This is a genomic window from Methylobacterium sp. WL9, from assembly GCF_008040035.1.
Lineage (GTDB): Bacteria > Pseudomonadota > Alphaproteobacteria > Rhizobiales > Beijerinckiaceae > Methylobacterium > Methylobacterium thuringiense.
The window spans coordinates 81133-107655 of sequence record NZ_VRVE01000004.1 but is presented as its reverse complement, the minus strand read 5'-3'; the positions used below and the strand labels follow the sequence as shown (position 1 = coordinate 107655).

28 protein-coding genes are annotated in these 26523 nt (G+C 67.0%); 9 read left to right on the top strand and 19 right to left on the bottom strand.

Annotated features, from left to right (window positions below; all coding sequences use genetic code 11):
* Positions 1–31 precede the first annotated feature (31 nt).
* The 4 genes from FV217_RS03200 to FV217_RS03185 all read right to left on the bottom strand — a co-directional run bounded on the left by FV217_RS03200 (position 32) and on the right by FV217_RS03185 (position 3213).
* Complete coding sequence (locus tag FV217_RS03200) at positions 32–1795, bottom strand: PQQ-binding-like beta-propeller repeat protein (RefSeq protein ID WP_147814221.1); 1764 nt, start codon at positions 1793–1795, stop codon at positions 32–34.
* 37 nt (positions 1796–1832) lie between these two features.
* Positions 1833–2021: a hypothetical protein gene (locus tag FV217_RS03195; protein WP_147814219.1), complete on the bottom strand. Its 189-nt coding sequence runs from the start codon at positions 2019–2021 to the stop codon at positions 1833–1835.
* Positions 2022–2263: 242 nt separating this feature from the next.
* Positions 2264–2716, bottom strand: a complete 453-nt coding sequence (locus tag FV217_RS03190) for a response regulator (protein ID WP_147814217.1) — start codon at positions 2714–2716, stop codon at positions 2264–2266.
* Positions 2717–2745: 29 nt separating this feature from the next.
* The gene (locus FV217_RS03185; RefSeq protein WP_147814215.1) at positions 2746–3213 is read right to left on the bottom strand and encodes a BLUF domain-containing protein; all 468 of its coding nucleotides are present in this window, start codon (positions 3211–3213) and stop codon (positions 2746–2748) included.
* 254 nt (positions 3214–3467) lie between these two features.
* Between FV217_RS03185 and FV217_RS03180 the strand changes: the two genes are divergently transcribed.
* The 3 genes from FV217_RS03180 to FV217_RS03170 all read left to right on the top strand — a co-directional run bounded on the left by FV217_RS03180 (position 3468) and on the right by FV217_RS03170 (position 8649).
* Complete coding sequence (locus FV217_RS03180; protein ID WP_147814213.1) at positions 3468–4859, top strand: flagellar hook-basal body complex protein; 1392 nt, start codon at positions 3468–3470, stop codon at positions 4857–4859.
* Between the two features lie 92 nt (positions 4860–4951).
* Complete coding sequence (gene flgK / locus FV217_RS03175) at positions 4952–6841, top strand: flagellar hook-associated protein FlgK (RefSeq protein WP_147814211.1); 1890 nt, start codon at positions 4952–4954, stop codon at positions 6839–6841.
* A gap of 11 nt (positions 6842–6852) precedes the next feature.
* Positions 6853–8649, top strand: a complete 1797-nt coding sequence (locus FV217_RS03170; RefSeq protein WP_147814209.1) for a flagellin — start codon at positions 6853–6855, stop codon at positions 8647–8649.
* A 79-nt stretch (positions 8650–8728) separates the two neighbouring features.
* Here the strand turns inward: FV217_RS03170 and FV217_RS03165 are convergent, their stop codons facing one another.
* The 5 genes from FV217_RS03165 to FV217_RS03145 all read right to left on the bottom strand — a co-directional run bounded on the left by FV217_RS03165 (position 8729) and on the right by FV217_RS03145 (position 16072).
* Positions 8729–9961 carry a DUF4167 domain-containing protein gene (locus FV217_RS03165; RefSeq protein WP_147814207.1) on the bottom strand — a complete coding sequence of 411 codons (1233 nt, stop codon included), beginning with the start codon at positions 9959–9961 and terminating at the stop codon, positions 8729–8731.
* 442 nt (positions 9962–10403) lie between these two features.
* Positions 10404–11312, bottom strand: a complete 909-nt coding sequence (gene prmC / locus FV217_RS03160) for a peptide chain release factor N(5)-glutamine methyltransferase (protein WP_147814205.1) — start codon at positions 11310–11312, stop codon at positions 10404–10406.
* A gap of 25 nt (positions 11313–11337) precedes the next feature.
* Positions 11338–12417 (bottom strand): peptide chain release factor 1, encoded by a 1080-nt coding sequence (prfA, locus tag FV217_RS03155; RefSeq protein ID WP_147814203.1) that lies wholly within the window; start codon positions 12415–12417, stop codon positions 11338–11340.
* Positions 12418–12484: 67 nt separating this feature from the next.
* On the bottom strand, positions 12485–14749 hold the full coding sequence (ptsP, locus tag FV217_RS03150) for a phosphoenolpyruvate--protein phosphotransferase (RefSeq protein WP_147814201.1): 2265 nt from the start codon (positions 14747–14749) through the stop codon (positions 12485–12487).
* Positions 14750–14836: 87 nt separating this feature from the next.
* Complete coding sequence (locus tag FV217_RS03145; RefSeq protein WP_147814199.1) at positions 14837–16072, bottom strand: aspartate kinase; 1236 nt, start codon at positions 16070–16072, stop codon at positions 14837–14839.
* Between the two features lie 185 nt (positions 16073–16257).
* On the opposite strand from FV217_RS03145, the gene ubiG reads away from it, so the two are divergent.
* The 3 genes from ubiG (at position 16258) to FV217_RS03130 (ending at position 18689) form a co-directional block, all read left to right on the top strand.
* The gene (ubiG, locus tag FV217_RS03140; protein WP_147814197.1) at positions 16258–16989 is read left to right on the top strand and encodes a bifunctional 2-polyprenyl-6-hydroxyphenol methylase/3-demethylubiquinol 3-O-methyltransferase UbiG; all 732 of its coding nucleotides are present in this window, start codon (positions 16258–16260) and stop codon (positions 16987–16989) included.
* 79 nt (positions 16990–17068) lie between these two features.
* Complete coding sequence (locus FV217_RS03135; RefSeq protein WP_147814195.1) at positions 17069–17641, top strand: YbhB/YbcL family Raf kinase inhibitor-like protein; 573 nt, start codon at positions 17069–17071, stop codon at positions 17639–17641.
* 67 nt (positions 17642–17708) lie between these two features.
* Entirely contained in the window at positions 17709–18689 is a 981-nt protein-coding gene (locus FV217_RS03130) for an NADPH:quinone oxidoreductase family protein (protein WP_147814193.1), read from the top strand.
* A 75-nt stretch (positions 18690–18764) separates the two neighbouring features.
* On the opposite strand, the gene FV217_RS03125 is transcribed toward FV217_RS03130, so the two are convergent.
* The 3 genes from FV217_RS03125 to FV217_RS03115 all read right to left on the bottom strand — a co-directional run bounded on the left by FV217_RS03125 (position 18765) and on the right by FV217_RS03115 (position 20526).
* Positions 18765–19052, bottom strand: coding sequence for a hypothetical protein (locus FV217_RS03125; protein ID WP_147814191.1), 288 nt, complete (start codon positions 19050–19052; stop codon positions 18765–18767).
* 200 nt (positions 19053–19252) lie between these two features.
* Positions 19253–19819: a crossover junction endodeoxyribonuclease RuvC gene (ruvC, locus tag FV217_RS03120; protein WP_147814188.1), complete on the bottom strand. Its 567-nt coding sequence runs from the start codon at positions 19817–19819 to the stop codon at positions 19253–19255.
* Between the two features lie 83 nt (positions 19820–19902).
* On the bottom strand, positions 19903–20526 hold the full coding sequence (locus tag FV217_RS03115) for a YceI family protein (protein ID WP_147814187.1): 624 nt from the start codon (positions 20524–20526) through the stop codon (positions 19903–19905).
* Between the two features lie 100 nt (positions 20527–20626).
* On the opposite strand from FV217_RS03115, the gene ruvA reads away from it, so the two are divergent.
* Complete coding sequence (gene ruvA, locus FV217_RS03110) at positions 20627–21244, top strand: Holliday junction branch migration protein RuvA (protein ID WP_147814185.1); 618 nt, start codon at positions 20627–20629, stop codon at positions 21242–21244.
* 14 nt (positions 21245–21258) lie between these two features.
* On the opposite strand, the gene FV217_RS03105 is transcribed toward ruvA, so the two are convergent.
* Complete coding sequence (locus tag FV217_RS03105; RefSeq protein WP_147814183.1) at positions 21259–21555, bottom strand: DUF3572 domain-containing protein; 297 nt, start codon at positions 21553–21555, stop codon at positions 21259–21261.
* 76 nt (positions 21556–21631) lie between these two features.
* Here FV217_RS03105 and FV217_RS03100 point away from each other — a divergent pair, with 76 nt between their 5' ends.
* Positions 21632–22006: a response regulator gene (locus tag FV217_RS03100; protein WP_147814181.1), complete on the top strand. Its 375-nt coding sequence runs from the start codon at positions 21632–21634 to the stop codon at positions 22004–22006.
* A gap of 42 nt (positions 22007–22048) precedes the next feature.
* Positions 22049–23422, top strand: coding sequence for a PleD family two-component system response regulator (locus tag FV217_RS03095; RefSeq protein ID WP_147814179.1), 1374 nt, complete (start codon positions 22049–22051; stop codon positions 23420–23422).
* Here FV217_RS03095 and FV217_RS03090 read toward each other — a convergent pair.
* The 6 genes from FV217_RS03090 to FV217_RS03070 all read right to left on the bottom strand — a co-directional run bounded on the left by FV217_RS03090 (position 23419) and on the right by FV217_RS03070 (position 26326).
* A complete protein-coding gene (locus FV217_RS03090) occupies positions 23419–23598 on the bottom strand; it encodes a hypothetical protein (protein WP_147814177.1) in 180 nt (59 codons plus the stop codon). The genes FV217_RS03095 and FV217_RS03090 overlap by 4 nt on opposite strands.
* On the bottom strand, positions 23595–23897 hold the full coding sequence (locus FV217_RS03085; protein WP_147814175.1) for a hypothetical protein: 303 nt from the start codon (positions 23895–23897) through the stop codon (positions 23595–23597). Before FV217_RS03085 ends, FV217_RS03090 begins: the two co-directional genes overlap by 4 nt.
* Complete coding sequence (locus FV217_RS03080; protein WP_147814173.1) at positions 23894–24106, bottom strand: hypothetical protein; 213 nt, start codon at positions 24104–24106, stop codon at positions 23894–23896. The genes FV217_RS03085 and FV217_RS03080 overlap by 4 nt, the downstream gene beginning before the upstream one ends.
* Positions 24107–24227: 121 nt before the next feature.
* Positions 24228–25205, bottom strand: coding sequence for a cysteine synthase A (gene cysK, locus FV217_RS03075; protein WP_147814171.1), 978 nt, complete (start codon positions 25203–25205; stop codon positions 24228–24230).
* A 308-nt stretch (positions 25206–25513) separates the two neighbouring features.
* The gene (locus FV217_RS22665) at positions 25514–25687 is read right to left on the bottom strand and encodes a hypothetical protein (protein ID WP_187272411.1); all 174 of its coding nucleotides are present in this window, start codon (positions 25685–25687) and stop codon (positions 25514–25516) included.
* Positions 25688–25825: 138 nt separating this feature from the next.
* Positions 25826–26326 (bottom strand): META domain-containing protein, encoded by a 501-nt coding sequence (locus FV217_RS03070; RefSeq protein ID WP_147814169.1) that lies wholly within the window; start codon positions 26324–26326, stop codon positions 25826–25828.
* Positions 26327–26523 lie beyond the last annotated feature (197 nt).

Genomic DNA, 26523 nt, shown 5'->3' with positions numbered 1-26523 from the left:
TTTTCGTTTGTCGAAATGCTTCGAGCGCCGTTCACTCCGGAAGCGCGAACACCACCAGGGCGTCGCCGGTACCAAACCCCGAGCCTTTCGTGAACGAAGCCCCGCCTGCGGCCACCGCCACGTACTGCTTCCCGTCGATCGAATAGGTCACCGGCGGCCCACCGATGCCGGCGCCGCACTGGAAGCGCCAGAGCAGCTTGCCGGTGGCCGTGTCGTGCGCATCGAGATGCCCGTCTTCCTCGCCGGAGAAGACGATTCCGCCGGCGGTGGCGAGCGTGCCACCAGAGAGTCGGCTGCCGGCCTTGGCGCTCCAGGCCACCGCACCGCCCTTCGACAAGTCGACCGCCGTCAGCGTGCTGAAGGCCGGCTCGCCTTTGGCCTCACCGGTCTCGGTGTAGCGGATCTCCGGCCGACCGTTCGCCGCAGGTACGGTCTTCACCGTGTAGGTCGCAGCGCCGTGCCGAACCTGGACGAAGGCCAGCCCGGTCTTCGCGTCGTAGGAAACCGGGTGCCACGATACGGCGCCGAGCGGCCCCGGGCTGACCACCGTGCCCTCCTGGCTCGGCGGAACGAACAGGTTCCTCTGGGTGATCAGCGGCGCGGATTTGGCAAGCAGCCGCCCGTCCTTACGGTCGTGGACGTAGATCCAGCCGAGCTTGCTCGCCTCGGCCACGGCCTTCACCGGCCCCTTGTCGGTCGGGTAATCGAGCAGGAAGGGCGGGCTGGCGACGTCGTAGCCCCAGGTCTCGTGCGGCACCTGCTGGAAGTACCAGCGCAGCCCTCCCGTCTTCACGTCGAGGGCGACGAGACTCATCGTGTAAAGGTTGTCGCCCGACCGGGTCAGGCCGAAATTCTGCGGGGCCGGATTGCCGGTGCCGAAATAGATCAGGCCGAGATCGCGGTCATAGGCCGGGGTCATCCAGAGCGAGCCGCCGCCGACCTTCCAGGCCTCGCGGTTCTTGTCCGCCGCAGCCTTCTCGGCGGGGATATCGCGGTGGAGCGGCAGGCCGTCGGTGGTCTTATCGACGTAGCCGCCCTCCCAGCCGTCCTGCTTGGTCACGTACCAGCGCCAGCGCTCCTCGCCGGTCGTGGCGTCATAGGCCGCGAGCCAGCCGCGGCGGCCGTAGCCGCCCTCGATGCCCACCACCGAGCCGCCGTCGAGGCCACCCTTGTCGTCCTCGACATGCAGGCCGTAGCCCGCGCCGGTAACGCCGACGATGACGAGGCCCTCTGCGACCAGCGGTGGCATCTTGAAGCCGAGGCGGCTCGATCCCTGCACCGCCTTGTCGCCGAGCTGCGCCGCGAGCCCCGAGGCCGTCTCGGTCTCGCCCTCCTCGGGCCGCACGGCCTCGATGTCCCAGACGAGCTTGCCGGTCTTGGCGTCGAGCGCGATGACGCGCCCGTCCATCGTCGCCTCGTAGACGAGACCGCCGGACACTGCGACGCCGCGATTCGAGGGTGGCCCGAAGATCTTTTCAGTGCGGGCCTTGTGCGTATAGGTCCACAGCACCCGGCCGGACTTCGCCTCGAGCGCGGCGACGTGGTTGCCGGTTGCCGAGACGTACATCGTGCCGTCAACGATCACCGGTTCGGCCTGGAAGTAGCCCGTGGTGCCGGTCTGGAAGATCCAGGCGGGTCGAAGCCTGCCAACGGTATCGCGGTTGATCGCGTCCAATGCCGAGGCGTGGCGATTGGAGTGATCGCCTCCGAACACCGGCCAGTCTTCTGCCCGAGTAGGGAGGGAGACCAAGGCGAGGGCCAGCGCGAGTGCGAACGATCTTGCATGGTGAGACATGCGGCCGGATCCTCCGTGAAGTCTCTTTGCGCCGCTGTTAAGGGATGCTGCTGCCGCTGTCGAAGGGCCGGCCTTCCGCCTTTTTCGCGATATGCGTGCGAATCCAAGCATCCGTTCGGTCGCGTTGGACGTCGGCGAGCGCTTGAAGAGCACTCTGACGATCGCCGCCGTGATGAAGACCGCCAAGGATGCCGATGCGGTTTTCGGCGGAAGTCGCCTTCGCCAAGCCTTCTCACGTCAGGCTGCGGACGATCATAACCGTTCTGACGATGATGGCTCAGCGCTGCGCAGCCGACGATTGGATGACTTCGATTCAAGTCCGTGTCGCGAGCGTAGTGAGTCGACCACGGGGGCGACATTCGCCAATAAGCTGAAACGGCTTCGGGTTCCTTCGCTACCTTCGCGAGGATCGTCTTGCGGCCTGGGGTCGTATGATCCGACGCCCAATCCCATCATCGACGCCGCTGGTCAGAGCTTCCCGAGCAGTGGGAAATCCTGGCTCAGCGTCGATTCCATCGGCATCGGGGTCTCGCGGCGGCGCGGACGGCGATTGAGAACCTGCTTCAGCTTCGTCTTCAGCAGCGGGATATCGAACGGCTTCAACAGGAAGGCGTCGGCGCCGGCGAGATGCGCGAGGTTGACGTCTTCGAAGTCGAAGGTCGCCTCGGTCAGGATGAAGGGCGTGTTCATCAGCGCGTTGTCGGCGCGAATCTCGCGCAGCAGCGTCAACCCGTCCGTCGGCTCCAAGTCGAGATCGCAGATGACCAGAGCGTATTTCCGCGCGCGCATGCGCTCCAGCGCCTCGACGGTGTCCGAGACACCATCGACCTCGGGAAAACCCAGACGCGTCATCAACTCGACGACGAGCCGCAGCAGCTTCGGCTGATCGTCGACGATCAGGATCGCGGGGGTTTCGCTCATGGCGTTGTCTGTGGATTCCATCCTGGAGGTCAGACGAAAAGATGGTCGATGCCCTGCTTCGACATCGTGTCTTGCTGGAGCGTCGTTGCGAGATTGTGAATCGTGCTGGCCTTCGGCGTCCCGCGCTGGAGCATCGGCAGCAGGCCGGCCTTGGTGAAGTGGGTCTCGCTCGCGCCGCCGCGTACGCCGGTGGTGAACGAGGTCACGAAGGCGCGTTTGTTGATTTCACGCCATTCCACGATCTTCACGTCGCGATGGCGTGCATCCGCCGAGATGCGCTGAAAGGTTTCGTTCACCGACATGCGTTCGCCCTCGATGATCTGGACGGCGAAGTTGCCCTCGACGATCAGGAAGCTCGTGATCACCGCGAATTCGTTCTTTTTCTGCGCGTGCTTGGTGATCTCGCTGATCTGGCGGGCGCGGGTCGGCGCATCGGCGGCGAGATTGAGCCGCGAGAAGTAGATCAGGTTGACGAGGCTCGTCCGCTTGGGCCGCATGGGATCGTCAGGCTTCCGTCGTCTTGCCCATCGTTTCGGGCACGCTCCCGATATCCTAGGAGATCTGTCGATAACGCCGCGTAAACGCCGGGGCCGCTCGGCAAGACTTGCCGGGCAAGGCGTCGCACCGGGCCGGACTCTGCAGGGTCTTTCTAGGCTGGGCTCAACGATTTCAAAGACTTGACGCTGGCACGGGGGTTGCGCCGGTCCATCCCGAGGATTGGGCCGCATCGGCGGCGCACGGGGTATCGGTCATGGACGTTTTCACCGCGTTGCAGACGGCAGTCTCGGGACTCAAGGCGCAGTCCTATGCCCTCGACAACATCTCGGGCAACATCGCGAACTCCCAGACCACGGGCTACAAGCGCATCGACACGAGCTTCGTCGACCTGATCGCCGAGCAGACGCCGCGGCGCGAGGTCGCCGGCAGCGTCGGAGCCTATTCGCAGCTCACCAACACCATCCAGGGCAACGTCTCCTCCACCGGCGTCGCCACCAACATGGCGCTGAACGGCCAGGGCTTCTTCGTCGTCCAGAAGAAGAGCACCGATGCCGCTGGCACGACATCCTTCTCCGGCAACAATCTCTATACGCGGCGTGGCGACTTCGCCCCGGACAAGGACGGCTTCCTCGCCAACGGCGCCGGTTCCTACCTCACCGGTCAGACGCTCGATCCGATCACGGGCACGACGACGTCGACCGGCCCGATCAAGATCTCCAACTCGATCCTGCCGGCCAAGGCCACCACGTCGATCAGCTATTCGGCGAACCTTCCGAAGACCCCGACCACCACCAACACCACCACGACGGCGGGCTCGGAACTCCTCGGCGCCTTCGCCGACGGCTCGGATGCGCGCATCACCAGCGGCACCGGAACCGGAACGGTGTCCTCCACGAACTCGCAGAGCTTCATCGACAGCAGCATCGCCGGCCCCTCGCTCACCGCCTACACCGCGGCTGGATCGCCAGTCAGTCTGCAAACGCGCTGGGCCAAGGTGCAGAACGCCGATTCCACGACGACACCCGCGACGAGCGACACCTGGAACCTGTTCTACGCGGACAAGAGCAGCGTCACCGGCAGCAACACCAGTTGGACCAATGTCGGGCAGGCCTTCGCCTTCAATGCGAGCGGGCAGCTCACTTCGCCGACGACGACGGCGGTCACCATTTCCAACCTCACGGTGGATGGTGCTTCGGTCGGCAATGTCAGCCTGAACTACGGCACCGGCGGCCTGACGGAATACGCCTCGACCACGGGCCGCGTCACGACCAATACGCTCCAGCAGAACGGCTACGCCTCGGGCACGCTGAACACGGTCGAGGTGACCGAGGACGGCAAGATCATGGGCACCTACTCGAACGGGACGACGGTCGCGCTCGCCAGCGTCGACGTGGTGAATTTCACCAACGACGACGGGCTGCGGCCCGATTCCCTCGGCAACTACCAGCAGACGTCCTCTTCCGGCGAACCCATTGCCGGGCTCAAGGGGACGACGGTGGTCGGCGGCAACATCGAGCAGTCGAATACCGACATTGCCAGCGAATTCTCGAAGATGATCGTAACCCAGCAGGCCTACTCTGCGAACACGCGCGTCATGTCGACGGCGCAGACGATGATGTCCGATCTCATGAACATCATCCGCTGAGCAGGGCGAAGATCCAGACTTTACGCTGATGCGGCTCTCGACCGGGCAACCGGCGAGACGCGGCATCGGGCAATGTTTCGAAGGAGCCTCAGGTGTCGATCAATGCCCTGAACACCGCGACTGCGGGCCTGCGCCTGACACAGGCTCAGATCGGGATCGTCTCGCAGAACGTCGCGAATGCGGGCACGGTCGGTTACATCAAGCGCACGCTCGATTCCGTCACGACCGGGCCCGGCAACTCCGGCGTCGCCACCGGAACCGTCGGTCGAACTCTCGATGCGGCGGCGCTGAAGCAACTCCGGCTCGAAACTTCCGGTGCCGCCTATACGGCGCTGAACGCGGCCGTGCTCACCCAGGTCGATAAACTCTACGGAACGCCGGGCTCCTCGAACGCCCTCGACGGGCTGGTGAACGGGTTCGCCTCCTCGCTCCAGACGCTCGCCGCGAATCCGAGCGCCTCGGCGGCGCGCAGCGGTGCCGTCACCGCCGCGTCCAGCCTCGCCGCCAAGATCGGCAGCGTCGCGAACAGCGTGCAGGACCTGCGCACCGCGATGGAATCGCAACTCTCGCAGGATACCGCCCAGGCGGGCACCCTGCTGACCTCCATCGCCGATCTCAACACGCGGGTGCAGTCGGCCGGAGACGGTGCCAGCAAAGCGGACCTCCTCGACCGGCGCGACCAAGCCATCAACGCGTTGTCCGCGCTGATGGATGTGCAGACGGTGGGGCAAAGCGACGGTTCGGTCTCCGTCTTCACCACGACCGGGGTCACCCTCGTGGATCGCAGCAACGCCACGAAGCTGTCCTTCGATAGCCGGGGCACGCTCTCGCCGAATGCGACCTACTCAACGGATTCCTCCAAGCGCGGCGTCGGTACCATCACGGCTGTCATCCCGGGCGGCGCGTCCATCGACCTCGTCGCCTCCGGGGCGATCCGCTCGGGCTCCATCGCCGCAGCCTTGGAGCAGCGCGACACGGTACTGCCCCAGGCTCAGCGCCAGCTCGACGATCTCGCCGCCGGCCTGTCGCGTTCGATGTCGGACAACCTCGCCTCCGGAACCGCGGCGACCGATGGCACCCGATCCGGTTTCGACATCGACCTTAACGGTCTCAGCGCCGGCAACGGCATCACGCTGACCGTCAAGGATGCTTCGGGCATCCAGCGCAACCTGATCTTGATGCCGTCCTACCTGACGCCGCCGGCCACCGCCGCCGCGTCCGCCACGGACGATTCCGGCGCCACCGTCGTGCCGTTCACGATCCCGGCCTCGTCTGCGTCGCGGGATCCCGCCACGATCGTGGCCGCGATCTCTACCGCGCTCGGTTCGAGCTTCAGGGTCTCAGGCGCCGGAGGCAGCACATCAGGCACCGTCCGCATCCTCTCGAACGGCGGCGGCTCGCCGACCCTGCTCGCGGCAAGCGCCAGCGTGACCCAGGCCACGTCGCCGACCGACACGCAGAGTGGTAGCGCCCAATTGGCGCTCTTCGTGGATTCCGGCCGCAACAACGGGCTCTTTACCGGCTCCTTCGATGGCGGATCCCAGCTGACCGGGTTCGCGCAGCGCATCGCCGTCAACCCGAACGTTGCGACCACGACTGCCACCCTCGTCGCCACATCGGGAACGGCCGCATCGAGCGATTCGACGCGGCCGCAGGCGCTGTACACTGCGCTGACCGGCACCCAGCGGACCTTTTCGTCGTCGAGCGGCATAGGCGGCGTCAACGCGCCGACGACTTCCACAGTGAGCGGTTTCGCGCAGTCGATCATCGCCTCTCAAGGGGCTGCGGCCGCCTCGGCGCAAAATCTCGATGAGGGCCAGAGCGTAGCCTTGGCCACGGCGCAGGGTCGGTTCTCGACTCAGTCCGGCGTCAACATCGACGAAGAGATGTCGAAGCTCATCGAACTCCAGACTGCCTACACCGCCAATGCCCGGGTGCTCACCGCCGCCCGCGACATGATCGACACGCTTCTCAGGATTTGAGGCGCAGCTCCATGACCTCGATCAATACCTTCGCTGCCGGCAGCTACGCCGCCGACCGTACCGCCGCGAGCCTTGCCGGTCTCAAGAGCCGTCTCGACGGGCTGACGACGCAGCTCGCCAGCGGCCGCGCCGCCGAAACCTATGGTGGCCTCGGCTCGGCGCGCACGTCGAGCCTCAGCGCCCATGCCACGATCAGCGCCCTCGACGGCTATACCGCGGCCATCGCCAGCTCGACTACGCGGGTGACCTTAGCCGCCACGAGCCTGACGCAGGTCAAGACGCTCGGCGACAAGTTGCGGACCAGCCTGGCCTCGGCCTCCCTCTCGACCACTGGCACCGGCGTTACCACGAGCACCACGCTGGCACGCTCGAACCTCGATGCCGCTCTCGACGCCCTGAACCAGTCGGTGGCGGACAAGTATATCTTTGGTGGCCGCAGCACTGACACCGCGCCGGTGATCTCGTCCGACATCATGCTGAAAGGTGACCCCTCCACCGGCCTCGCCGGTCTCGAGACCTTGATCGCCGAGCAGAAGAACGCCGATCTCGGAGCGGACGGCAATGGCCGGCTTACGCAGACCCAGACCGGATCGACGGTCCTGCTCACGGAAGATGCCAGTGCCAAGGCGCGCGCAAATCTCGGCTTTTCGCTCGTCTCGGCCGTCAGTTCCAATTCTGCCGGCGTATCGGCGACCCTGACGGCCGGAACCGCTGCGAACGTCGATCTCGCCTTCGCGAGCCAGCCGAGCGACGGCGATCGTGTCCGTGTCGCAGTGCTGCAAGCCGACGGCAGCCAGAAGATCCTCGACCTCTCGGCCCGTACCACGGCGCTGCCGGGCTCGAGCGACAGTTTCGCTATCGGCGCGACGCCGGCCGACACGGCCGCCAACCTCAAGGCCCTGCTCGGCACCGCGTCCATCGCAAGCGTTCAGAGCGCCAGCCCGCCCGGGATTTCGGCCGCCTTCGGCGGAGGCAGTCCGGCCGCTCTGTCGCTCTCCGCCGGCACGCCCGTCGCCGGAGACACATTGACCCTCAAGGTCGGGATGCGCGATGGGACGACCCAGAGCATCACTCTGACTGCAGCAGCGACCGCGGATTCCACCTCCGCGACGAATTTCGCCATCGGCGCTACGCCGGCAGACACGGCTGCCAACCTCTCGGTGGCGGTATCGAATGCCCTGAAGCAAGCAGGCGGCACAGCACTCGCCGCGAGTTCGGCGATACGGGCCTCGGAGAACTTCTTCGACGGCTCGTCCTCGCCGGGTCTCGCGCCGCGACGGATGGCAGCGGATGGCAGTGGCTATGCCGAGACAGCGAGCAAGAGCACGGTCATCTGGTACACCGGCGACGATGCGGCAACTGATCCGCGCGCGACTGCCAGCGTCCAGGTCGGTGCAGACAGAAACGTCTCGATCGGTGCCCGGGCCAACGAGGCTCCGCTGCGCGAGACGCTCGCCGCTTTCGCAGCGCTTGCTGCCGGCGGTTTCACGGATTCGACCGGCACACAGAACGTAGCGCTCTTCCAGGCCACCGCAGATCGGGCGAAAACCCTGGTGACGCCCGCAGACGGCAAGACCGATGTCGCCGATCTCGTGGGTGAATTCGGTGTCGCGTCGAACAGCATGGCCGACGCCAAGGCCCAAGCGCAATCCACCAAGACGGCGCTTCAGGATTCCCTCGAGGGTGTCGAGACGGTCTCCACCGAGGAGGTCGCCGCGAAGCTGTTGACGCTGCAGACGCAGCTGCAGGCCAGCTATCAGGTCACCTCGATGCTCTCGAAGCTCTCGCTGGTGAACTACCTCTCGTAGACCTCAACAAAACCGGTCCGAAACGAAAAGAGCCGCCCTGAGGGGGCGGCTCTCGATCGTTCGGGCCCGACTTCGGCGACTACTCGCCGATATCGCTTGCCTCGGTCTTTTCGGGGGCGGCACCCTCTTCACCGGCCTTGTAGCGCGTGCGGCGCCGACGGGGCTTCGGCGCAGGTGCTGAATCGTCACCGGTCGCCTCGTGCTGCGGGGTTGCCGCCGGCTCGGGGGTGGATCGAGTCGGCTCGGCATTCGTCTCGGGTACCGGGGTCGGATTGCGCGTCGCCGTCATCAGGAAGGCGGGCAGGGCCGACGTTTCGTCGACGGCGTGGCGAGGAGCCTCCTCGCGGTTGCGGCGCTCGCGACGGGGCTGCGCGCTGCGGGGAGCGGGCGCCTCGTCGCGACTCGCCTCTTGCCGGGGAACGTCCTGGCGGGGGGCGTCTTCGCGAACCGGTTCCTGACGAACGGCGTCCTGACGTACAGGCTCCGAGCGGCTGAATTCCTGCCGGGTGCGGTCCGGGCGGCCACCGTCCTGGCGATTGAAGTTGCCGCGGCCGTTCTCGTAGCGCGGCTGGTCCTGTCGAGGCTGATCTTGCCGCGGCTGATCTTGGCGGGGCTGATCCTGATGTGACGGATCATGCCGGGCGGCGTCCTGGCGCGAATAGTCCTGACGACCGTAATCCTGGCGGCTCTGTTCGGAGCGACCCTGATCCTGCCGCCCGTAATCCTGGCGAGGCTGGTCTTGCCTGGATTGATCCTGCCTTGGCTGGTCCTGACGGAACTCGCCGCGGTTGTAGTCCTGGCGATTGTTGTCGAAACGCTGCGGACGATCGTTCCGGTTCTGAAAGCGGTTGGGCCGGTCGTTGCGATCCTGGCCCTGGCTCCGGTCCTGACGGTTTTGATCCGGACGATCGTTGCCGCGATTCTGCTGCCGCGATTCATAATCCTGGCGCTCGAAAGGCTGCGGCTGCTGGGCCGCGTCGCCGTAATCATCGCCACCGTAGCCCTGGCGGCCCTGATCGGCGCCGTCCTCATCGCCCTCTTCCTCGTCGTCGAAGCCATTGCGGGCATAGCCCTGCGAGGCCTGCGGACGGTTCGGCTCCTGGGCGCCGGTGATGATGCGGAAGTAGTGCTCGCCGTGCTGGAAGTAGTTCTCCGCAGCCACGGGATCCCCGCTCGCGAGGGCGTCGCGGGCCAATTGCGCATATTTGTCTGCGATGTGCTGGGCGGTGCCGCGGACCTTGATGTCAGGTCCGTTGGACTCGTAGGACCGGGTCAGCGGATTGGGACCCTTGGGCCGGTTTCGGCCGCGCATCCGTCTGTTCTGGTTTGGTCTCATCGGCCTCGATTGACCCTTCACTCGCAGCGAAAATTATCTCTGACAGAGGTGGACCGGCGGCGCGTGCGGGCCGTCCGCAACCGAGCACAATGCTCGCTGCGGGATGCCTCGCAGGTCGATCCGTGATCTTTCACGTCGTGCGTGCCGTCGTCTTGTCCGATCGGAGCCCGTGCTCGCACCAAGGCGCGCTTGCGGGTTGACCTTCGACTGTCAGGTTCGATGCCATCGTGCTTGGCGGCCAGCTTGGCTGTGATGCCGAGTGCGCGTCCGCTCGATGGTGGGGCGATCGTCCGAACCGAAGGCGATGCTGACCGAACCCGATCCTACCGCAGCCCGTCTTAACGGGCCGTTCACGATCTACACCCTGAACGTAATGGCTGATCGTCTCCGCAACAAGCATTTTTTCATGCCGATGCAATCATCGCACGACTTTGTTGTTGGCTGACGTGGCGTCGAACGGTGGCCGAAGCGTGACGACGCGCGCATGACCGGCGAGATCGCAATCGATCCCCCCTACGTGGAAGCCCGCGTCGCGACCGAGCCCGGCGACGGCCTCGGCCTGATCGTGGCCGATCTCTAGTAGGAGGGCACCGTCCATCACGAGCAGCCCCGGCCGCGCGGCGATACCATCGATGATCGCCCGAAAGGCGTCGAGTCCGTCGGCGCCGCCGTCCAGCGCCTCCGCGGGATCGTATCGGCGCACCTCCTCGGCGAGCGTCGGGATCACGCCACTAGCGATGTAAGGCGGGTTCGACACGATGAGGTCGAAGGGCCCGCAAACGGCCGCGCACCAGTCTCCGCGTAGGAAGGCGGCGCGGTAGCCGACGCCGTTGCGCTCGGCATTTTTTCGCGCGGTGGCGAGGGCGTCCGCCGATCGGTCGATGCCGATGCCGCGCGCGCTCGGCCATGCGCAGAGCAATGCGATCAGGATGCAGCCCGAGCCGGTGCCGAGATCGAGGATGGTCGGGGAGGGCACGGTGCCCAGCCGCAGGGCGGTATCGACGAGCGTTTCCGTATCCGGTCGCGGCACCAGCGTCCCGGGTGACAAGGCGAAGGTCAGCCCGCGAAACTCCCATTCGCCGAGGATCCGGGCCACCGGTTCCCCTGCGAGCCTTCGCGCGAGCGCTTCCGTGAGGGCATTCGCTTCCTCCTGTCCGACCGGCACGTGGCCGCGTAGGGCCAAGTCGGTCGAGGTCAGACGGAGAATGTGGAGGAACAGGAAGCGAGCGTCGCCGCGCGCTTCGGCAATTCCCGCCTGCTCGAGCGCCTGGGCCATCCGGCGGAGTGCCTCGACGCGGGAGCGGCTCGGCTCGATGGGAATGCTCATGGTCGATGCCGCGGCGGCGCGTGCGTCACGCCATGCCTTCGGCCGCGAGCAATTCGGCCTGATGCTCCGTGACGAGCGCGTCGATGACTTCGTCCAGCGCCGTGCCGGCCATGATCTCTTCGAGCTTGTACAGCGTGAGGTTGATGCGGTGGTCGGTCACCCGCGCCTGCGGAAAGTTGTACGTGCGGATGCGCTCCGAACGGTCGCCGGAGCCGACCTGGGCCTTGCGATCGGCAGCGCGGACCGAATCCTTGGCGGTCCGCTCCGCGTCGTAGAGTTTTGCACGCAGCAACGACATGGCGCGCGCGCGGTTCTTGTGCTGCGAGCGCTCTTCCTGGACGAACACCACTATCCCCGTGGGCAGGTGGGTGATGCGGATCGCCGATTCCGTCTTGTTGACGTGCTGGCCGCCAGCGCCCTGTGCCCGCATGGTGTCGATCTTCAGGTCGGAATCGTTGATGACGATATCGACCTCCTCGGCCTCCGGCAGTACCGCGACGGTGGCCGCCGAGGTGTGGATGCGGCCTTGCGTCTCGGTCTCCGGCACGCGCTGAACGCGGTGCGCGCCGCTCTCGAACTTGAGGCGGGAGAACACGCCGCGTCCGTTCACCTCGGCGAAGATTTCGCGATAGCCGCCCATGGTGCCCTCGCTCTGCGAGATCACCTCGACGCGCCAGCCCTTGGCCTCGGCATACTTTGCGTACATCTCGAACAGGTCGCCGGCGAAGAGGGCCGCCTCGTCGCCGCCGGTGCCGGCGCGGATTTCGAGGATCGCGCTCTTCTCGTCGGCCGCGTCCTTCGGCAGCAGAATGAGTTGGAGGCCGCGATGCGCCTTCTCCAGCGCCTCTTCGGCCTCGGGCTTCTCGTCGGCGGCGAGCGCGCGCAACTCGGCATCGCCTCCGGCGATCAGCGTCTCGATGCCGGAGAGGTTGTCGATCGCGGCCCGATAGGCCTGGATCGAAGCGACGACGCCGTCGAGGCCCGACAATTCACGGGAGAGCGCGACGAAGCTCTCCGCATCGGCCGAGCCGGTGCTCAGCATCGCGGTGACGATGTCGTGCCGCGCCAGGATGGCGTCGAGGCGATCGGAGGGAATGGGGGTCATCGTCCTGCGGGACTAGGCGTGAAAAGGAACGGAAGATGGCGTTTGGCGGCGTCTGGACTGGCAGAGCCTAGATAGGCACGCCCTTCGCCTTCGCGAAGGCGGTGAGCGCGGGCCGGAGCGAAGCGCCGTCCGTCGCCTTGGCGAGTTCGGCCTCGATCAAGGCGCGGACTTCTTCGGCCTCGATCGAGAGAACCATCGCCTTCACCGGCCCGATCGAAGCCGGCGACATCGAGAAGTTGCGGAAGCCGAGGCCGATCAGGGCCATGGCTTCGAGCGGGCGTCCACCGATCTCGCCGCAGACCGTCACCGGGCAACCCATGGCCTCGGCGCGGTCCGCGATCAGCCGGAAAGCCCGCATCGCCGCGCCGCAGAGGGGATCGAACCGGTCAGCGACGCGCCGGTTCTCGCGGTCGACCGCGAACAGGAACTGCATCAGGTCGTTGGAGCCGACCGAGAGAAAATCCGCCTCGCGGGCGATCTCGTCGATCTGGAACAGCAGCGAGGGCACCTCGACCATTGCACCGAGCTTGCAATCGGTCGGCAGAGGATAGCCGTGGCGGCGCAGATGCGCCTTCTCGCGCTCGACGATGCCGCGGGCGCGGGTGAACTCCTCCACCGTCGCCACCATCGGGAACATGATCTTGATGGCCCGCCCGCCGGCCGCCTTGAGCAGCGCGCGCAGCTGCACCCGCAACAGGGCAGGGCGGTCGAGGCCGATGCGGATCGCGCGCCAGCCGAGAGCCGGATTCTCCTCTTCCAGGCTCGGCATGTACGGCAGGATCTTGTCGCCGCCGATGTCGAGGGTCCGAATGGTGACGGGCAGATCGCCGGTGGCGGCGAAGACCGCCTCGTAGAGCGTCTGCTGCTCGGCGGCCGACGGCATCCGCTGGGCAACCATGAACTGCAGCTCGGTGCGGAACAGGCCGATGCCTTCCGCGCCGGTCTCGGCGAGATGGCTGAGGTCGATCAGCAGGCCGGCATTGAGGTGCAGCCCGATGCGGACCTTGTCGCGGGTCGTCGCCGGCACGTCGCGGAGCGCCCGGTATTGCTCCTGGCGCCGGGCGCGCAGGCGGGCCTGCTCGGCATAGGCCGACTCGATTTCCGGCGAGGGCCGCACCTGGATCTCGCCAGCACCGCCATCGACGATGATCGCATCGCCCGAATCGCAGAGCGCCGTGGCGTTGGCGATCTCGCCAACCGCGGGAATGCCCAGCGCCCGCGCGACGATGGCGATGTGGCTGGTCGGGCCGCCTTCCTCCAGCACTACGCCGCGCAGGTTCGCCCGGTCGTAGTCGAGAAGTGCCGCCGGCCCCATGGAGCGCGCCACGAGGATCGCGTTCTCCGGCAGGGCGCCGGTGCCGCCGCCGGCCTCGTGGCCGATCAGGCGGCGTAGGAGGCGGTTGGCGAGGTCGTCGAGATCGTGCAGGCGGTCACGCAGATACGGATCGGACTGGCGCATCATCCGCGCGCGGTTGTCCGACTGCACCCGCTCGACGGCGGCCTCCGCCGTGAGACCCGACTGCACCGCCTCGCGCATCCGGCGCAGCCAGCCCTTGTCGTGGGCGAACATGCGTACGGTTTCGAGGACTTCGCGCGATTCGTTCGAACCGATGCCGTCGCCACGTTCGACCAACTCGTCGATCGCCGAACGGACGTCCTCGATCGCCTCTTCCAGGCGCACGACCTCGGGCTCGACGCTCTCGGCGATCAGCCGCTTCACGACGATGCGCGGCTCGTGCAGCACGACGTGGCCGAGGCCGATTCCGTCGGCAAGCGGCACGCCGCGCTGGCTCACAGGCCGTCGCGCCGCGCTGCCGGCGCCGGGGGCGAGCGCCTGGAGCTCGCCCGAGGCGATCATCTCCGCCAGCACCATGGCGGTGGTCTGGAGGGCCTCGATCTCCTCGTCGGAATAGACCCGGTAGGTCTTGTTCTGGACGACGAGGACGCCGAGCGTGTTGCCGGCCCGCAGCAGCGGTACGCCGAGGAAGGCGTGGTAGATCTCTTCCCCGGTTTCGGGCCGATACGAGAAATTCGGGTGCGATTGGGCGTCGGAGAGCGAGAGCGGCTCGGCCTGGTTCGCGATCAGACCAACAAGGCCCTCGTCGGCCCGCAGCCGCGTGATGTGGACCGCCTCGCGGTTCAGGCCCTCTGTTGCGAACAGCTCGAGCGTGTTGTCGTCGCGCAACACATAGACCGAGCAGACCTCGGCGATGACGTTCGCGGCGATGAGGACGACGATGCGGTCGAGGCGTGCCTGTGCGCTGACAGGCTCCGCCATGGCTTCGCGGAGCCGGCGCAGAAGCAGGCGCGGGCCTCCGGGCGCAGCTGGCATCTCGTCGTCAATCCGTGTTCAGCCGATGCAACCACCAAACGTGCCAACCGCCGAGGCGGTAGCACGTCACGCGTGCGGCGAGTACGGTCAGGCCTGATCGAGGCCGTATAGCGAGTGGAGCGTGCGAACGGCAAGCTCCGTGTAGGCGGCATCGATCAGGACGGAGAACTTGATCTCCGACGTGGTGATCGCCCGGATGTTGATGCCCTTCTCGGCAAGCGCCCGAAACGCCTTGGCGGCGACACCCGCATGGCTGCGCATGCCGACGCCGATTGCCGACACCTTGACCACGTCGGTGGCGCCTTCGATCTGGCCGTACTCGATGATGCCGCGCTGCGCGTCGAGGATCGCGCGGGAGCGTTGATAGTCGGCCGCCGGCACCGTGAAGGTCATGTCCGTGGTCGACTGGTCTCCCGACACGGTCTGGATGATCATGTCGACGTTGATGTTGGCGTCCGCCAGCGGGCCGAAGATCGCCGCGGCGATGCCGGGGCTGTCCTTGACCGAGCGGAGGGTGATCTGGGCCTCGTCCTTCGAGAAGGCGATCCCGGTGATGATCTGCTGTTCCACGATGTCGTCCTCGTCGCAGATGAGGGTGCCCGGGCGCGCTGCGTCGGGGGGATCGAAGGAGGAGCGCACCGTCGTCGGCACGCGATGGACCATGGCAAGCTCGACGGAGCGGACCTGAAGCACTTTGGCCCCGAGGGAGGCCATCTCCAGCATCTCCTCGAAGGTTACCCGCTCCATGCGCGTCGCCTTCGGTACGATGCGCGGGTCGGTGGTGTAGACGCCATCCACGTCCGTGTAGATGTCGCAGCGCTCCGCGCCGATCGCGGCGGCGATGGCGACCGCGCTCGTATCCGAACCGCCACGCCCGAGGGTCGCGAGACGGCCGGTGCCGGTGTGGATGCCCTGGAAGCCGGCGATGACGGCGACTTCGCCGCGTGCGAACCCAGCATCGAGGTTTTTAGGGTCGATCGCCTCGATCCTTGCGGATCCGTGTGCTTCCGACGTCTCGATGGGGATCTGCCAGCCCTGCCAGGAGCGGGCCTTGATGCCGGCCTTCTGCAGGGCGATGGCGAGGAGACCCGAGGTGACCTGCTCGCCCGAGGCGACGACGGCGTCGTACTCGGCCTCGTCGTAAAGGGCGTTGCAGTCCTTGACCCAGGCGACGAGCTCGTTCGTCTTGCCCGACATCGCCGAGACCACAACGGCCACCTCGTAGCCGGCCGCGACCTCGCGGGCGACGTGGGCGGCCACGTTGCGGATGCGGTCGACGTTCGCGACGGAGGTCCCGCCGAATTTCATCACCAAACGAGGCATGTCGCGTCCGGTCGTCTCAATCGTGTCGAGCCATGGATCGGGGAGCCCGAAGCGGTTCGCGTCGCCGCGGATCGTCGCGGCGGCTGTACCGGGAAGGCGCCCGGCGGGTACAAGGGCCTCTCGAAGGTGTCAATGCGATGGCCGCCGCCCTGGATTGCAGGCAGGCGCCAGGGAGTGTCGAGCGAATGGCGGCGTCGGTCGATCGGGAGGAGGTCGCGCGTTTCGATGCGCAGGCGGCGACGTGGTGGGATGCGGACGGACCGATGCGGGTGCTGCATCGCTTCAACCCCGTCCGCTTGGCCTACATCCGCGACGAGGCCTGCCGGCATTTCGGCCGCGAGCCAAACCGGCCCTTCGCGCTGGAAGGTCTCAGCCTCGTCGATGTCGGCTGCGGTGGCGGCGTGCTGTCCGAACCGCTCGCCCGCCTCGGTGCGAGCGTGACTGGGCTCGATCCGGCAGAGAAGAACATCGCCGTCGCCAAGGCGCATGCCGAGGCCGAGACCGTCACGGTCGATTATCGTGCCGAGACCATCGAAGCCGTGGTGGAGCGCGGCGAACGCTTCGACATCGTGCTGGCCATGGAGGTGGTGGAGCACGTGGTCGACCGGCCGGCCTTCCTGCGCACGGCCTGCCGGGCGATGAAACCCGGCGGCCTGCTCTTCGCCGCGACCCTCAACCGAACCTTGCGCTCCTACGCGCTCGCCATCGTCGGCGCGGAATACGTGCTCGGCTGGCTGCCCAAGGGCACGCACGATTGGGAGAAATTTGTGAAGCCCGACGAGCTCAGCGACGATCTCGTGGCCGGCGGGTTATCCGTGTTCGACGTGGCGGGCGTGGTGTTCGATCCGCTCAGCGGCGGCTGGCGGCGCAGCCGGGATACGGCGATCAACTACATGGTGGCCGCGCGCGGGGCCTGACGACGGACCCGTCGGGTCGCCCGGCCGTTCTCCTCAAAAGGACCGATCGCGATGCGATTGCCAACGTGGAGGAAGCGCAATGCTCGAAAAGATCCCTCACGCCGTCGGCGAGGCCCTGTCCCGCGTGAAGGCCGGCCTCGGCAAGACGGTCTACCACTCCGTATTCTCGGACGTGCCGGAGAGCATCACCGTCACGAGCGAGGCCTTCGCGGACGGCGGCACGATCCCCGCTCGTTACACCGACGACGGCGGCAAGCTATCGCCGCCGCTGGCCTGGAGCGGCCTGCCGCCGGGGACCGGCAGCGTGGTCCTGCTGGTCGAGGATCCCGACGCGCCGATGCCGAGACCGCTCGTGCATCTCATCGCCTGGAAGGAGCGGGCCCACGACGCCGCGCTGCCCGAGGGCGACTTCGCCAGCCGGGGGACCGAGGGACAGCGGCACGAGCTTGGCCGCAACTCGTTCCAGCGCGACGCCTGGCTGCCGCCGGACCCACCGACAGGCCACGGGCCGCACCACTACCTGTTCCAGGTCTATGCCCTCGACGGCGTCCTGGACCTGCCGCACTCTCCCGGGCGCGGCGACATCCTCGACGCGATGCGGGGCCGGGTGCTGGCCAAGGGGCTTCTGACCGGCGTGTACGAACGGAAGTGACCGCGCGATTTGCTCTCGCGCCGACCGCCCCCTCCAGCTTATTCGGGCAGCGGAAGGGGAGTGCTGGATGAAGGCTCTGTTGTGCACCCGGCTCGGTGGGCCGGAGGATCTCTCGATCGCGGATCTGCCGGACCCACGGCCCGGCCCGGGCGAGGCCGTGGTGGGGATCACCGTGGCCGCGCTCAACTTCTTCGACACGCTGATCATCGCCGGCCGCTACCAGGTGAAGCCGGCCCTGCCGTTCTCGCCGGGCGGCGAGGCCTGCGGCGTGGTGACGGCCCTGGGCGAGGGCGTCACGGGATTTGCGGTCGGCGAGCGAGTCATCGTGCACGTCACCAGCGGCACTTGCCGGGAGGCCATTGCGGTCGACACCCGCCATCTTACGCGCGTGCCGGACGGCTTGAGCGACGAGACCGCGGCAGGGCTCACCATCACCTACGGCACCACGCTCCATGCCTTGCGTGATCGGGCACGCATCCAGCCGGGGGAGACATTGGCCGTCCTCGGCGCCTCGGGCGGCGTCGGCCTCGCGGCGGTGGAGATCGGCAAGATCCTGGGAGCGCGCGTGATCGCCTGCGCCTCCTCGCCCGATAAGCTGGACACGGCCCGCGAACACGGCGCCGACGATTGCGTGGATTATGTCGCCGACGACGTCAGGGCGGCCCTGAAGCGCCTCACCGAGGGACGCGGCGTCGACGTGGTCTACGACGCGGTCGGCGGCGACAATGCCGAGCCGGCCCTGCGTTCCCTCGGGTGGAAGGGCCGCTATCTTGTCATCGGCTTCGCGGCCGGCGAGATCCCGAAATTTCCGCTCAACGTCGTCATGCTGAAGGGCGTCGACGTCCAGGGCGTGCACTGGGGCGCCTTCGTCGAGCGGGAGCCCGAGGCGCATCGGGCGAACCAGGAGCAACTTCTCGCCTGGGCGGCCGAGGGCCGGCTCAAGGCCCGGATCCACGGCGTTCTGCCGCTTGCCGATTATGCCGAAGCGCTCGGCATCCTCAAGCGGCGCGAGGTTCGAGGGAAAGTGTTGGTGCGCATCGGCGCATAATCAGCCGTCGCACAAACGAAAACCGCCCCGCAGCACGGAGCTGCAGGGCGGTCGATCACGCAATGAACGTTGATCCTAGCGGGCGGGACGCTCGCCGCGCATCATCTTGCGGTCGCGGCGGTCTTCGCGATCCATCCGGTCCTCGCGGGCCTCACGCGCATCGGGGTCGATGCCGAGGACACCACCAACCGTGCCGGTCGCTGCGCCGACTGCGCCACCCACGACACCGCCAACCGGGCCAGCGGCGCGGTTGCCGTCTTCGACGCCGCGCTGTGCACCGCGAACAGTACCCTGAGCGTCAGCGGCGCCGGCGAGAACGAACGGCGACACGGCGAGAGTAGCGATGAGGAGAATGCGCTTCATTCAAGAGACTCCAGAGACGTTGAACCAGCCACGTTTCGGCCGAGTGCCGGCGGCTTTCTGATCGGTCAACGATCGAACTCCCAAAAGGTCCCAAACTTTATTCGGGAAATCGGGAGGCTGTTTTGCGACGACCGGTTTGGAGAGCCGGAATCTTTCCGGGCGATCGACCGGACCATGCCGAGCCGCTGCCAGATCTGTCGCTAACCCTGGCGGGCCAACGCCGCCGCGATCCGTGCGGCGCCGGGGCCCTGGACCTGGCCGGCGACATGCAGCTTTTTCAGCGAGTGAGCGCCGCGATGGCTAGCATGGGTGATGGCGATGGCGAGCGCGTCGGCGGCGTCCGCGACCTTGAACTCGGCTTTCGGCAACAGGAAGCGCACCATCGCCTGGATCTGCACCTTCTCGGCATGACCCGAGCCGCAGACAGTCTTCTTCACCAGGTTGGCGGCGTATTCCGAGACCGGCAGCCCGGCCAAAGCCGGCACCAGCAGGGCGATGGCGCGGGCATGGCCGAGCTTCAGAGTCGCCTGCGCATCCTTGTTGACGAAGGTCTCCTCCACGGCCACCTCGTCGGGTGCGTGGCCGCCGACGACGGCGGTGATGCCCTCGTGCAGTTCGCGCAGGCGCAGGGCCAGTGGCAGGTCGCCGTCGGAGGTGACGACGCCGCAGGCGAGGTAGGCGAGCTTGGTGCCCCTGGCGGTGATGAGCCCCCAGCCGGTGCGGCGGAGCCCCGGATCGATGCCGAGGATGCGGACGTCCGTCGTCATGGTGCCTCCGGCGTGGCTAAAGGACAGCGACGCATCCCGTCGTCAGCACATATCGTGAACGCTGCGCCGCCGCAAACGCGCGATCACGGCACCGCCTTGAACTCGCCCTCCAGCCGCAACTGCACCTCGTCGCCGAGAATCGGCAGGAAGGCGTTGACGCCGAAATCGGAGCGCCGGATCACCGCGCGCCCGTCGAAGCCCACCGAATAGGCCTTGTCCACCGGGTTCACGCCGGCCTGGTTGAAGGTGGCGTCGAAGGACACGACCCGGGTGATGCCCTTGATCGTCAGTTCGCCGTTGACCCGGGCCGTGGTCGGACTCGTCGGCTCGACGGAGGTGCTGACATAGGTCGCCTGCGGAAATTTTGGGACGTCGAAGAAGTCCGGCGCCTTGAGGTGCTCGTTGAGCTTGTCGTTCAGCCCGTTGACGCTCGCCGTGTCGATCGTGACCGACAGCCTGCTCTTGGCCGGATCGCGCGGGTCGAGCGTCGCCTCGCCGGCCACGCCGGTGATCTGGCCGTAATAGGTCGAGTAGCCGAGGTGGCTCAGCGACCAGGTGATCTTTCCATGCGCCGGATCGAGCCGATACCGCCCCGGCTTGACCTGCGTCGGATCGCTGGTCGGCCCCGTGGGCTCGGCCTGAGCCAACGCTGCTATGGGAGCGCCTGCGAGGAGCGCGACAAGGGCGAGGGCGGGTAGTGGCGTCATCGGCACGGGTCTGGGCTCACCTTGTCGGGTCGGGCAGCGTATCGGATATGGCAGGCCGGCGCGGGAACCAAGTCCCGGCGCATCCCCGCACGGAATCGTCATGATCGGCAAGCTCAAGGGCATCGTGGATTCCTTCGGCGAGGATTTCGTCATCCTCGACGTGCAGGGCGTCGGCTACGTCGTGCATTGCTCGGCGCGTACGCTGCAGCGGCTGCCGAAGCCCGGCGAGGCGGCCGACCTCGCCATCGAGACCCATGTAAGGGAGGATATGATCCGGCTGTACGGTTTCCGGTCGGATGCCGAACGCGAGTGGTTCCGCCTGCTTCAGACCGTGCAGGGCGTGGGCTCGAAGGTAGCGCTCGGCGTGCTCTCGGTTCTGGAACCCTCGCAACTCGCCACGGCGCTCGCCACCGGCGACAAGGGCTCGATCGCCCGCGCTCCCGGCGTCGGGCCTCGGCTCGCGGCCCGGCTGGCGGCCGAACTGAAGGACAAGGCGCCGGCTTTCGCGCCGATCGATCCGGCCCTGATCGCGCTCACCGGCGCCGTCGAGGAGCGCGCCGCCCCCCAGCCGGTGGCGGACGCCATCTCGGCGCTGGTCAATCTCGGCTACCCGCAGATCCAGGCCTCCGCCGCCATCGCCGCGGCGATGAGGGGAGCCGGCGAAGGGGCGGAGGCGAAGACGCTGATCCGGCTGGGATTGCGCGAACTGGCGCGGTAGGCCGGCTTGCCGATCTACAGATCGTGGTCGAACTCCGGCGGCTGAAGCCGCCGCCAGGCCGCGGCAATCCTTTCGGGTTTGACGTCGAGCGCTCGGGCGCAGGCGAGCAGCATCGGCTCGTCGCCCATCACATGGTCGAGAACCGCGCCGAGGAAGGCCGGATCCCGCGCGCTTTCGCGGACCGTATCGGGGTTGAGACCGCTCAACTGCAGGAACGGAAACAGCCGCTCCTCGTCACCGGCGAGCCATGCCAGGACTTCGAGGGCGAGGTTCTCCGCAGCCTCGTCTCCATGATCAAATTTGCGTTTCATCAACGAGTATCACTTAAACGGAACAAGAGCAGACGGCGACGAAGGCGAGGTCGCGGGAGCCCGGAGACTGGGGGCCATGAAGAAAACCGTTCTCATCGTTGAGGACAACGAGCTCAACATGAAGCTCTTCAACGATCTTCTCGAGGCCCATGGTTACGCGACCCTTAAGACCGGCAACGGCATCGAGGCCATCGAACTCGCCCGCACGCATCGTCCCGACCTGATCCTCATGGACATCCAGCTGCCCGAGGTCTCGGGTTTGGAGGTGACCAAGTGGCTCAAGGACGACGAGGATCTGCGCCACATTCCGGTGATCGCCATAACCGCCTTCGCGATGAAAGGTGACGAGGAGCGGATCCGCGAGGGTGGCTGCGAGGCGTACCTGTCGAAGCCGATCTCCGTCGCAAAATTCATCGCGACGGTGCGCACGTTTCTCGGCGAGACCGGCTGAATCCTTAGGGAAGCCGCCGGTAGAGGGAGGCAGGAGCAACGCATGTCCGCCCGTGTCTTGATCGTCGACGATCTGTTCCCGAACCTCAAGCTCCTCGAGGCGAAGCTCTCGATGGAGTATTTCGGCGTGGTCGCCGCTATGAGTGGCCCCGAGGCGCTCGCAATCTGCGAGAACGGCCTGTGCGACATCGTCCTGCTCGACGTGATGATGCCGGGCATGGACGGCTTCGAGGTCTGCCGCCGGCTGAAGACCAATCCGGCGACGGCCCACCTGCCCGTGGTCATCGTGACGGCCCTCGACGAACCCTCGGACCGCCTGCGCGGGCTCGATGCCGGCGCCGACGACTTTCTGACGAAGCCCATCGACGACACCGCCCTGTTCACGCGCGTACGCAGCCTGCTCCGGCTCAAGGCCGTCACCGACGAGCTGCGCAGCCGAGCGATGGCTTCGCGCGAACTCGGCATGGGCGACCCCTTCGCGCTGGCTGCAGCCGAGACAGGCCAAGGCGCCCGCATCCTGCTGGTCGAGGACCGGCCGAACGCCGCCGATCGCATGGCCACCGCGTTGGCGCAGCATCACACCGTCACGATCGAGGCGGATCCGCACCGCGCCCTGGTGGCGGCGACAGAAGGCGGCTTCGACCTGGCGCTGGTCAGCATCGATCTCGACGGTTCCGACGGCCTGCGTTTGTGCAGCCAACTCCGCTCCCTCGACCGCACCCGCGACATGTCTCTGATCATGGTCGGTGAGACCAACGGGATGGCACGTCTCACCCGCGGCCTCGATTTCGGCGTGCACGACTATCTTCTGCGGCCGGTCGATCGCAACGAACTGATCGCGCGGGTGCGCACGCAGATCCGTCGTCGCCGCTTCTCGGAAACGCTGCGCGGCGCTGTGCAGGCCTCCATCGAACTCGCGATGACCGACGAGCTGACCGGTCTGCACAACCGCCGCTACCTCGACCGGCAACTCGTCCCGCTCTTCGGCGAGGCCGCGGCCCAGTCGCTTGGGCTCGCCTGCCTGATCCTCGACATCGACCGTTTCAAGTCGATCAACGACAGCTACGGACACGAGGCCGGCGACGAGGTGCTCAAGGCCTTTGCCGACCGCGTCCGCCAGCATACCCGCGGTATCGATATCGTCGCCCGCTTCGGCGGCGAGGAAGTGGTTATCGTGATGCCGGGTGCGACGCTGGTCGATGCCCAGGCCGCCGGCGAGCGCATTCGCGAACGAATGGAATCCGTCCCGTTCCTGGTCCAGCGCGGGGCGGCGGCGATCACCGTGACGGTGTCGATCGGCGTCGCCATCCGGCATGCCGGCGACACGAGCGCCTCCGACATGCTGAAGCGATCGGACGACGCCCTCTACCGGGCCAAGGCCAGCGGCCGGAACCGCGTGGTCGCCGAGGCGGCCTAGCCGCCGCCGGGATCGGCGTCGTCGCCCTGGTCCGCACCCGACGGAAGCCCGGGCTTCCCCTCGGTCTTCTCGTTCGGGTCCATGACGGCATCGGGAGCGGAGTTGGCGGGTTTGCCCTTCGGCTTGTCGTCCGTGTTCGTCGTGTCGTCCTTCGTCTTGTGTCCGGCGCTGGTCATTCCTCATCCTTCTCGACGTCGTAATGGCCACCGGCGACCTTGCCGCTGCCGGAGGCCGAGTTTTGGTCGGAATGACCGCCGGAGGAGCCGCCGATCGGCGTGGGATTGCGTCCGGCCGCGCTGCCGGCGTCAGGGCGGTCGCGGCTGCGATCCGCATCGGAGAGGCCGCCTGGTCCCATTTCGGTGATCGCAGCTTGCACGGCCGTCTGATGACCGCCGCCGGCAGCCGGCGCGCCGGGTGTGCCGACATCGTCGGCCTTGCGGGTGAGGGTGGCGTGGGACGTGTTCTCGTCGCTCATGACGCATCGCCTTCGTCGTCGCCGACGACGGACGTCGCGCGTTCGATCGATTCCCGGGCCTCGCCGTCAGGACCGCCCTTCAATGCGTCCCGGAACTGAGAAGGGACGCCGCCGTCGGGTGGGGAAGGGATACCTGAGTCCTGGCCGCTTCGGACATGAGAGGCACCGCCGGTCTCGGGTGACGGCCGTTCGTGCTGCTGTTCGCTCATCGTCGTCCTCGCCTGCTGCCGTGGACAACAGGGCGAGGCGAGAGACGTTGCGTATGGCTTCGCGATGCCGCAGCCGCTGCGAAAGCGCGGTGTCCCGATTTTGAAGCGTCGACGGCCGGTGCTAGCCGATTCCCTCGAAGAGCACCGAGGAGATGTAACGTTCGGCGAACGAGCAGGCCACGGTCACGATCCGCTTGCCCTTGAACTCGGGTCGCGAGGCGAGTTCTAGCGCAGCTGCGACGTTGCCGCCGGTGGAGATGCCGCCGGGAATGCCTTCGAGCTTGGCGAGCTGGCGCGCGGTATCGATCGCGGTCTGGTTCGAGACGGTCAGCACGCCGTCGATCACCGAGCGGTCGAGGTTGTCCGGGATGAACCCGGCGCCGATACCTTGGATCTTGTGCGGGCCGGGCTGGCCGCCGGAAATCACCGGCGAATCCGTCGGCTCTACCGCGAAGACCTTCAGGTTCGGCAGGCGTGGCTTCAGCACCTGACCGACGCCGGTCACGGTGCCACCGGTGCCCACGCCCGCGACGAAGGCGTCGAGCTGACCGTCGGTGTCGTTCCAGATCTCTTCCGCCGTGGTCTTGCGGTGGATCTCGGGATTGGCCGGGTTCGAGAATTGCTGCGGCATCACCGCGCCATCGATCTCCTTGAGGAGTTCTTCGGCCCGGCCGATCGCACCCTTCATACCCTGCGGACCGGGGGTAAGTTCGAGCTCGGCGCCGAGGAAGGCCAGCATCTTGCGGCGTTCCACGGACATCGTCTCGGGCATCACCAGGATCAGCCTGTAGCCGCGCGCCGCGGCGACGAAGGCCAGGGCGATGCCGGTGTTGCCGGAGGTCGGCTCGACCAGAGTGCCGCCCGGCTTGAGGCGGCCCGAAGCCTCCAGGGCGTCGATCATGTTGACGCCGATGCGGTCCTTGACGCTCGCGATCGGGTTGAAGAACTCGAGCTTGAGCAGGATCTCGGCGTCGACGCCGTGCTCTTTCGTGAGCCTGTTGAGGCGGACCAGGGGGGTGTTGCCGATCGTCTCGGTAATCGAGCCGTAGATACGGCCGTGGCCGGCCTTGCGCGCGGATGCGGTGGTGTCGTCGGCCATCTGCGGGTCTCCTGAATCGTCCGAGGCAATTGCGTGGAAGCGCCGGGTGCACGCCGGCCTGACAGGGGCCGACCGGAGTGGGCGTCCTCCGGACTTCTCGGAGCGATCGGATATCGCGTCATGGCAGCGGGGGCAATCGACCTAACCCCTGCCGCAGCAATTCTTTTCTTGATTTCCTGCCGTGTCCGGGAGCCTGGAGAAGGAATGATCTGCCGGAGGGTTATTGTAGAGAAACGAGTTCCCTGCGGATCGCCGATCGGCGCCACGTTCCGACGGTCATCCGGTGCCGGCCCGGCTCCTATGGGGCCTCAGCCGCGCAGGGCAATGGCGCAAAGAACGAGAACGAGGACGGCGAACAGGGTCGTGCCGAGAGCCAGGAAAGCGGCGTTCTCATCGTAGCTGCGCACAGGGACGTATCGCGCCGTCGCTGCGCGCGCTGAAGCACGAACCGGGGAGCGCCGACCTGCCAGCGTGAGCTTCATCCGTCCCGATCTCCCCGAAGACCGGCCGTATCAGGCCGGCGCGATGGATCGAGAATGGGGGCGCCGGTCCTGAGGGAAGATGAATCCGCGGCAGGAACCGCGGATCATCCACAAGGGAGTGTTAACGCTGCCGAGCGCTCAGAGCGATCGATCGAAGCGCAGTTCCCCGCCCTGGCTCTTGATCACGAGCTGCGAGCCGACGATGTCCCAGGCGCCTGCCGTGCGCAGGGCCACGAAGAAGGCTTGCTCGGTCGCCCCGAGCGCCTTGTCGCAGGACTTCTTGGTGATCGCGAGCGGGCCGACGGCGAGGTGCTGTTCACGCAGCGGGAAGGCGGTGGCGGCGAAGGTGTTGCAGCCGCCGTAGCCGCGGGCACGGTACTGGGCGTCGATGATGAAGCTCGGACGGTCGCCGCCGCTGAAGTTCTTGCCGTTCAGGCTCACCGCGGTCCAGGTCGTGCCGAGCGGGAACACTTTTTCCTGCGCCTTGGCGCCGGGGACGTATTGCGGCTTCTTCTCAGGCTGCTGCCCAGCACCGAGTTGGCGAACGCCGCCCCCCATCTGAGCCTGCGACGGCGTCGCGGCGATCATCGCTCCAGCGATGGTCGCGCAGGTCAGCGCGACGGTCAGCGTCTTGTTCATGGTGAAGCCCCCTGTAGCTCGCGCGTCCATCGCGTCGATGAAACTCGGTCTCCGCAGCCGCCGGGGCCGCGAAGCCCCACGCGAATCCGATAGGAATCGAGCGCAAATATGGTCGCGCGGGGTCGTTTTGCGCGCCGTACATCCTGTTCCACCGTCGTCTGCAACGATCCGAGGCGCCCCGGGTTGTCGGGGCAGCG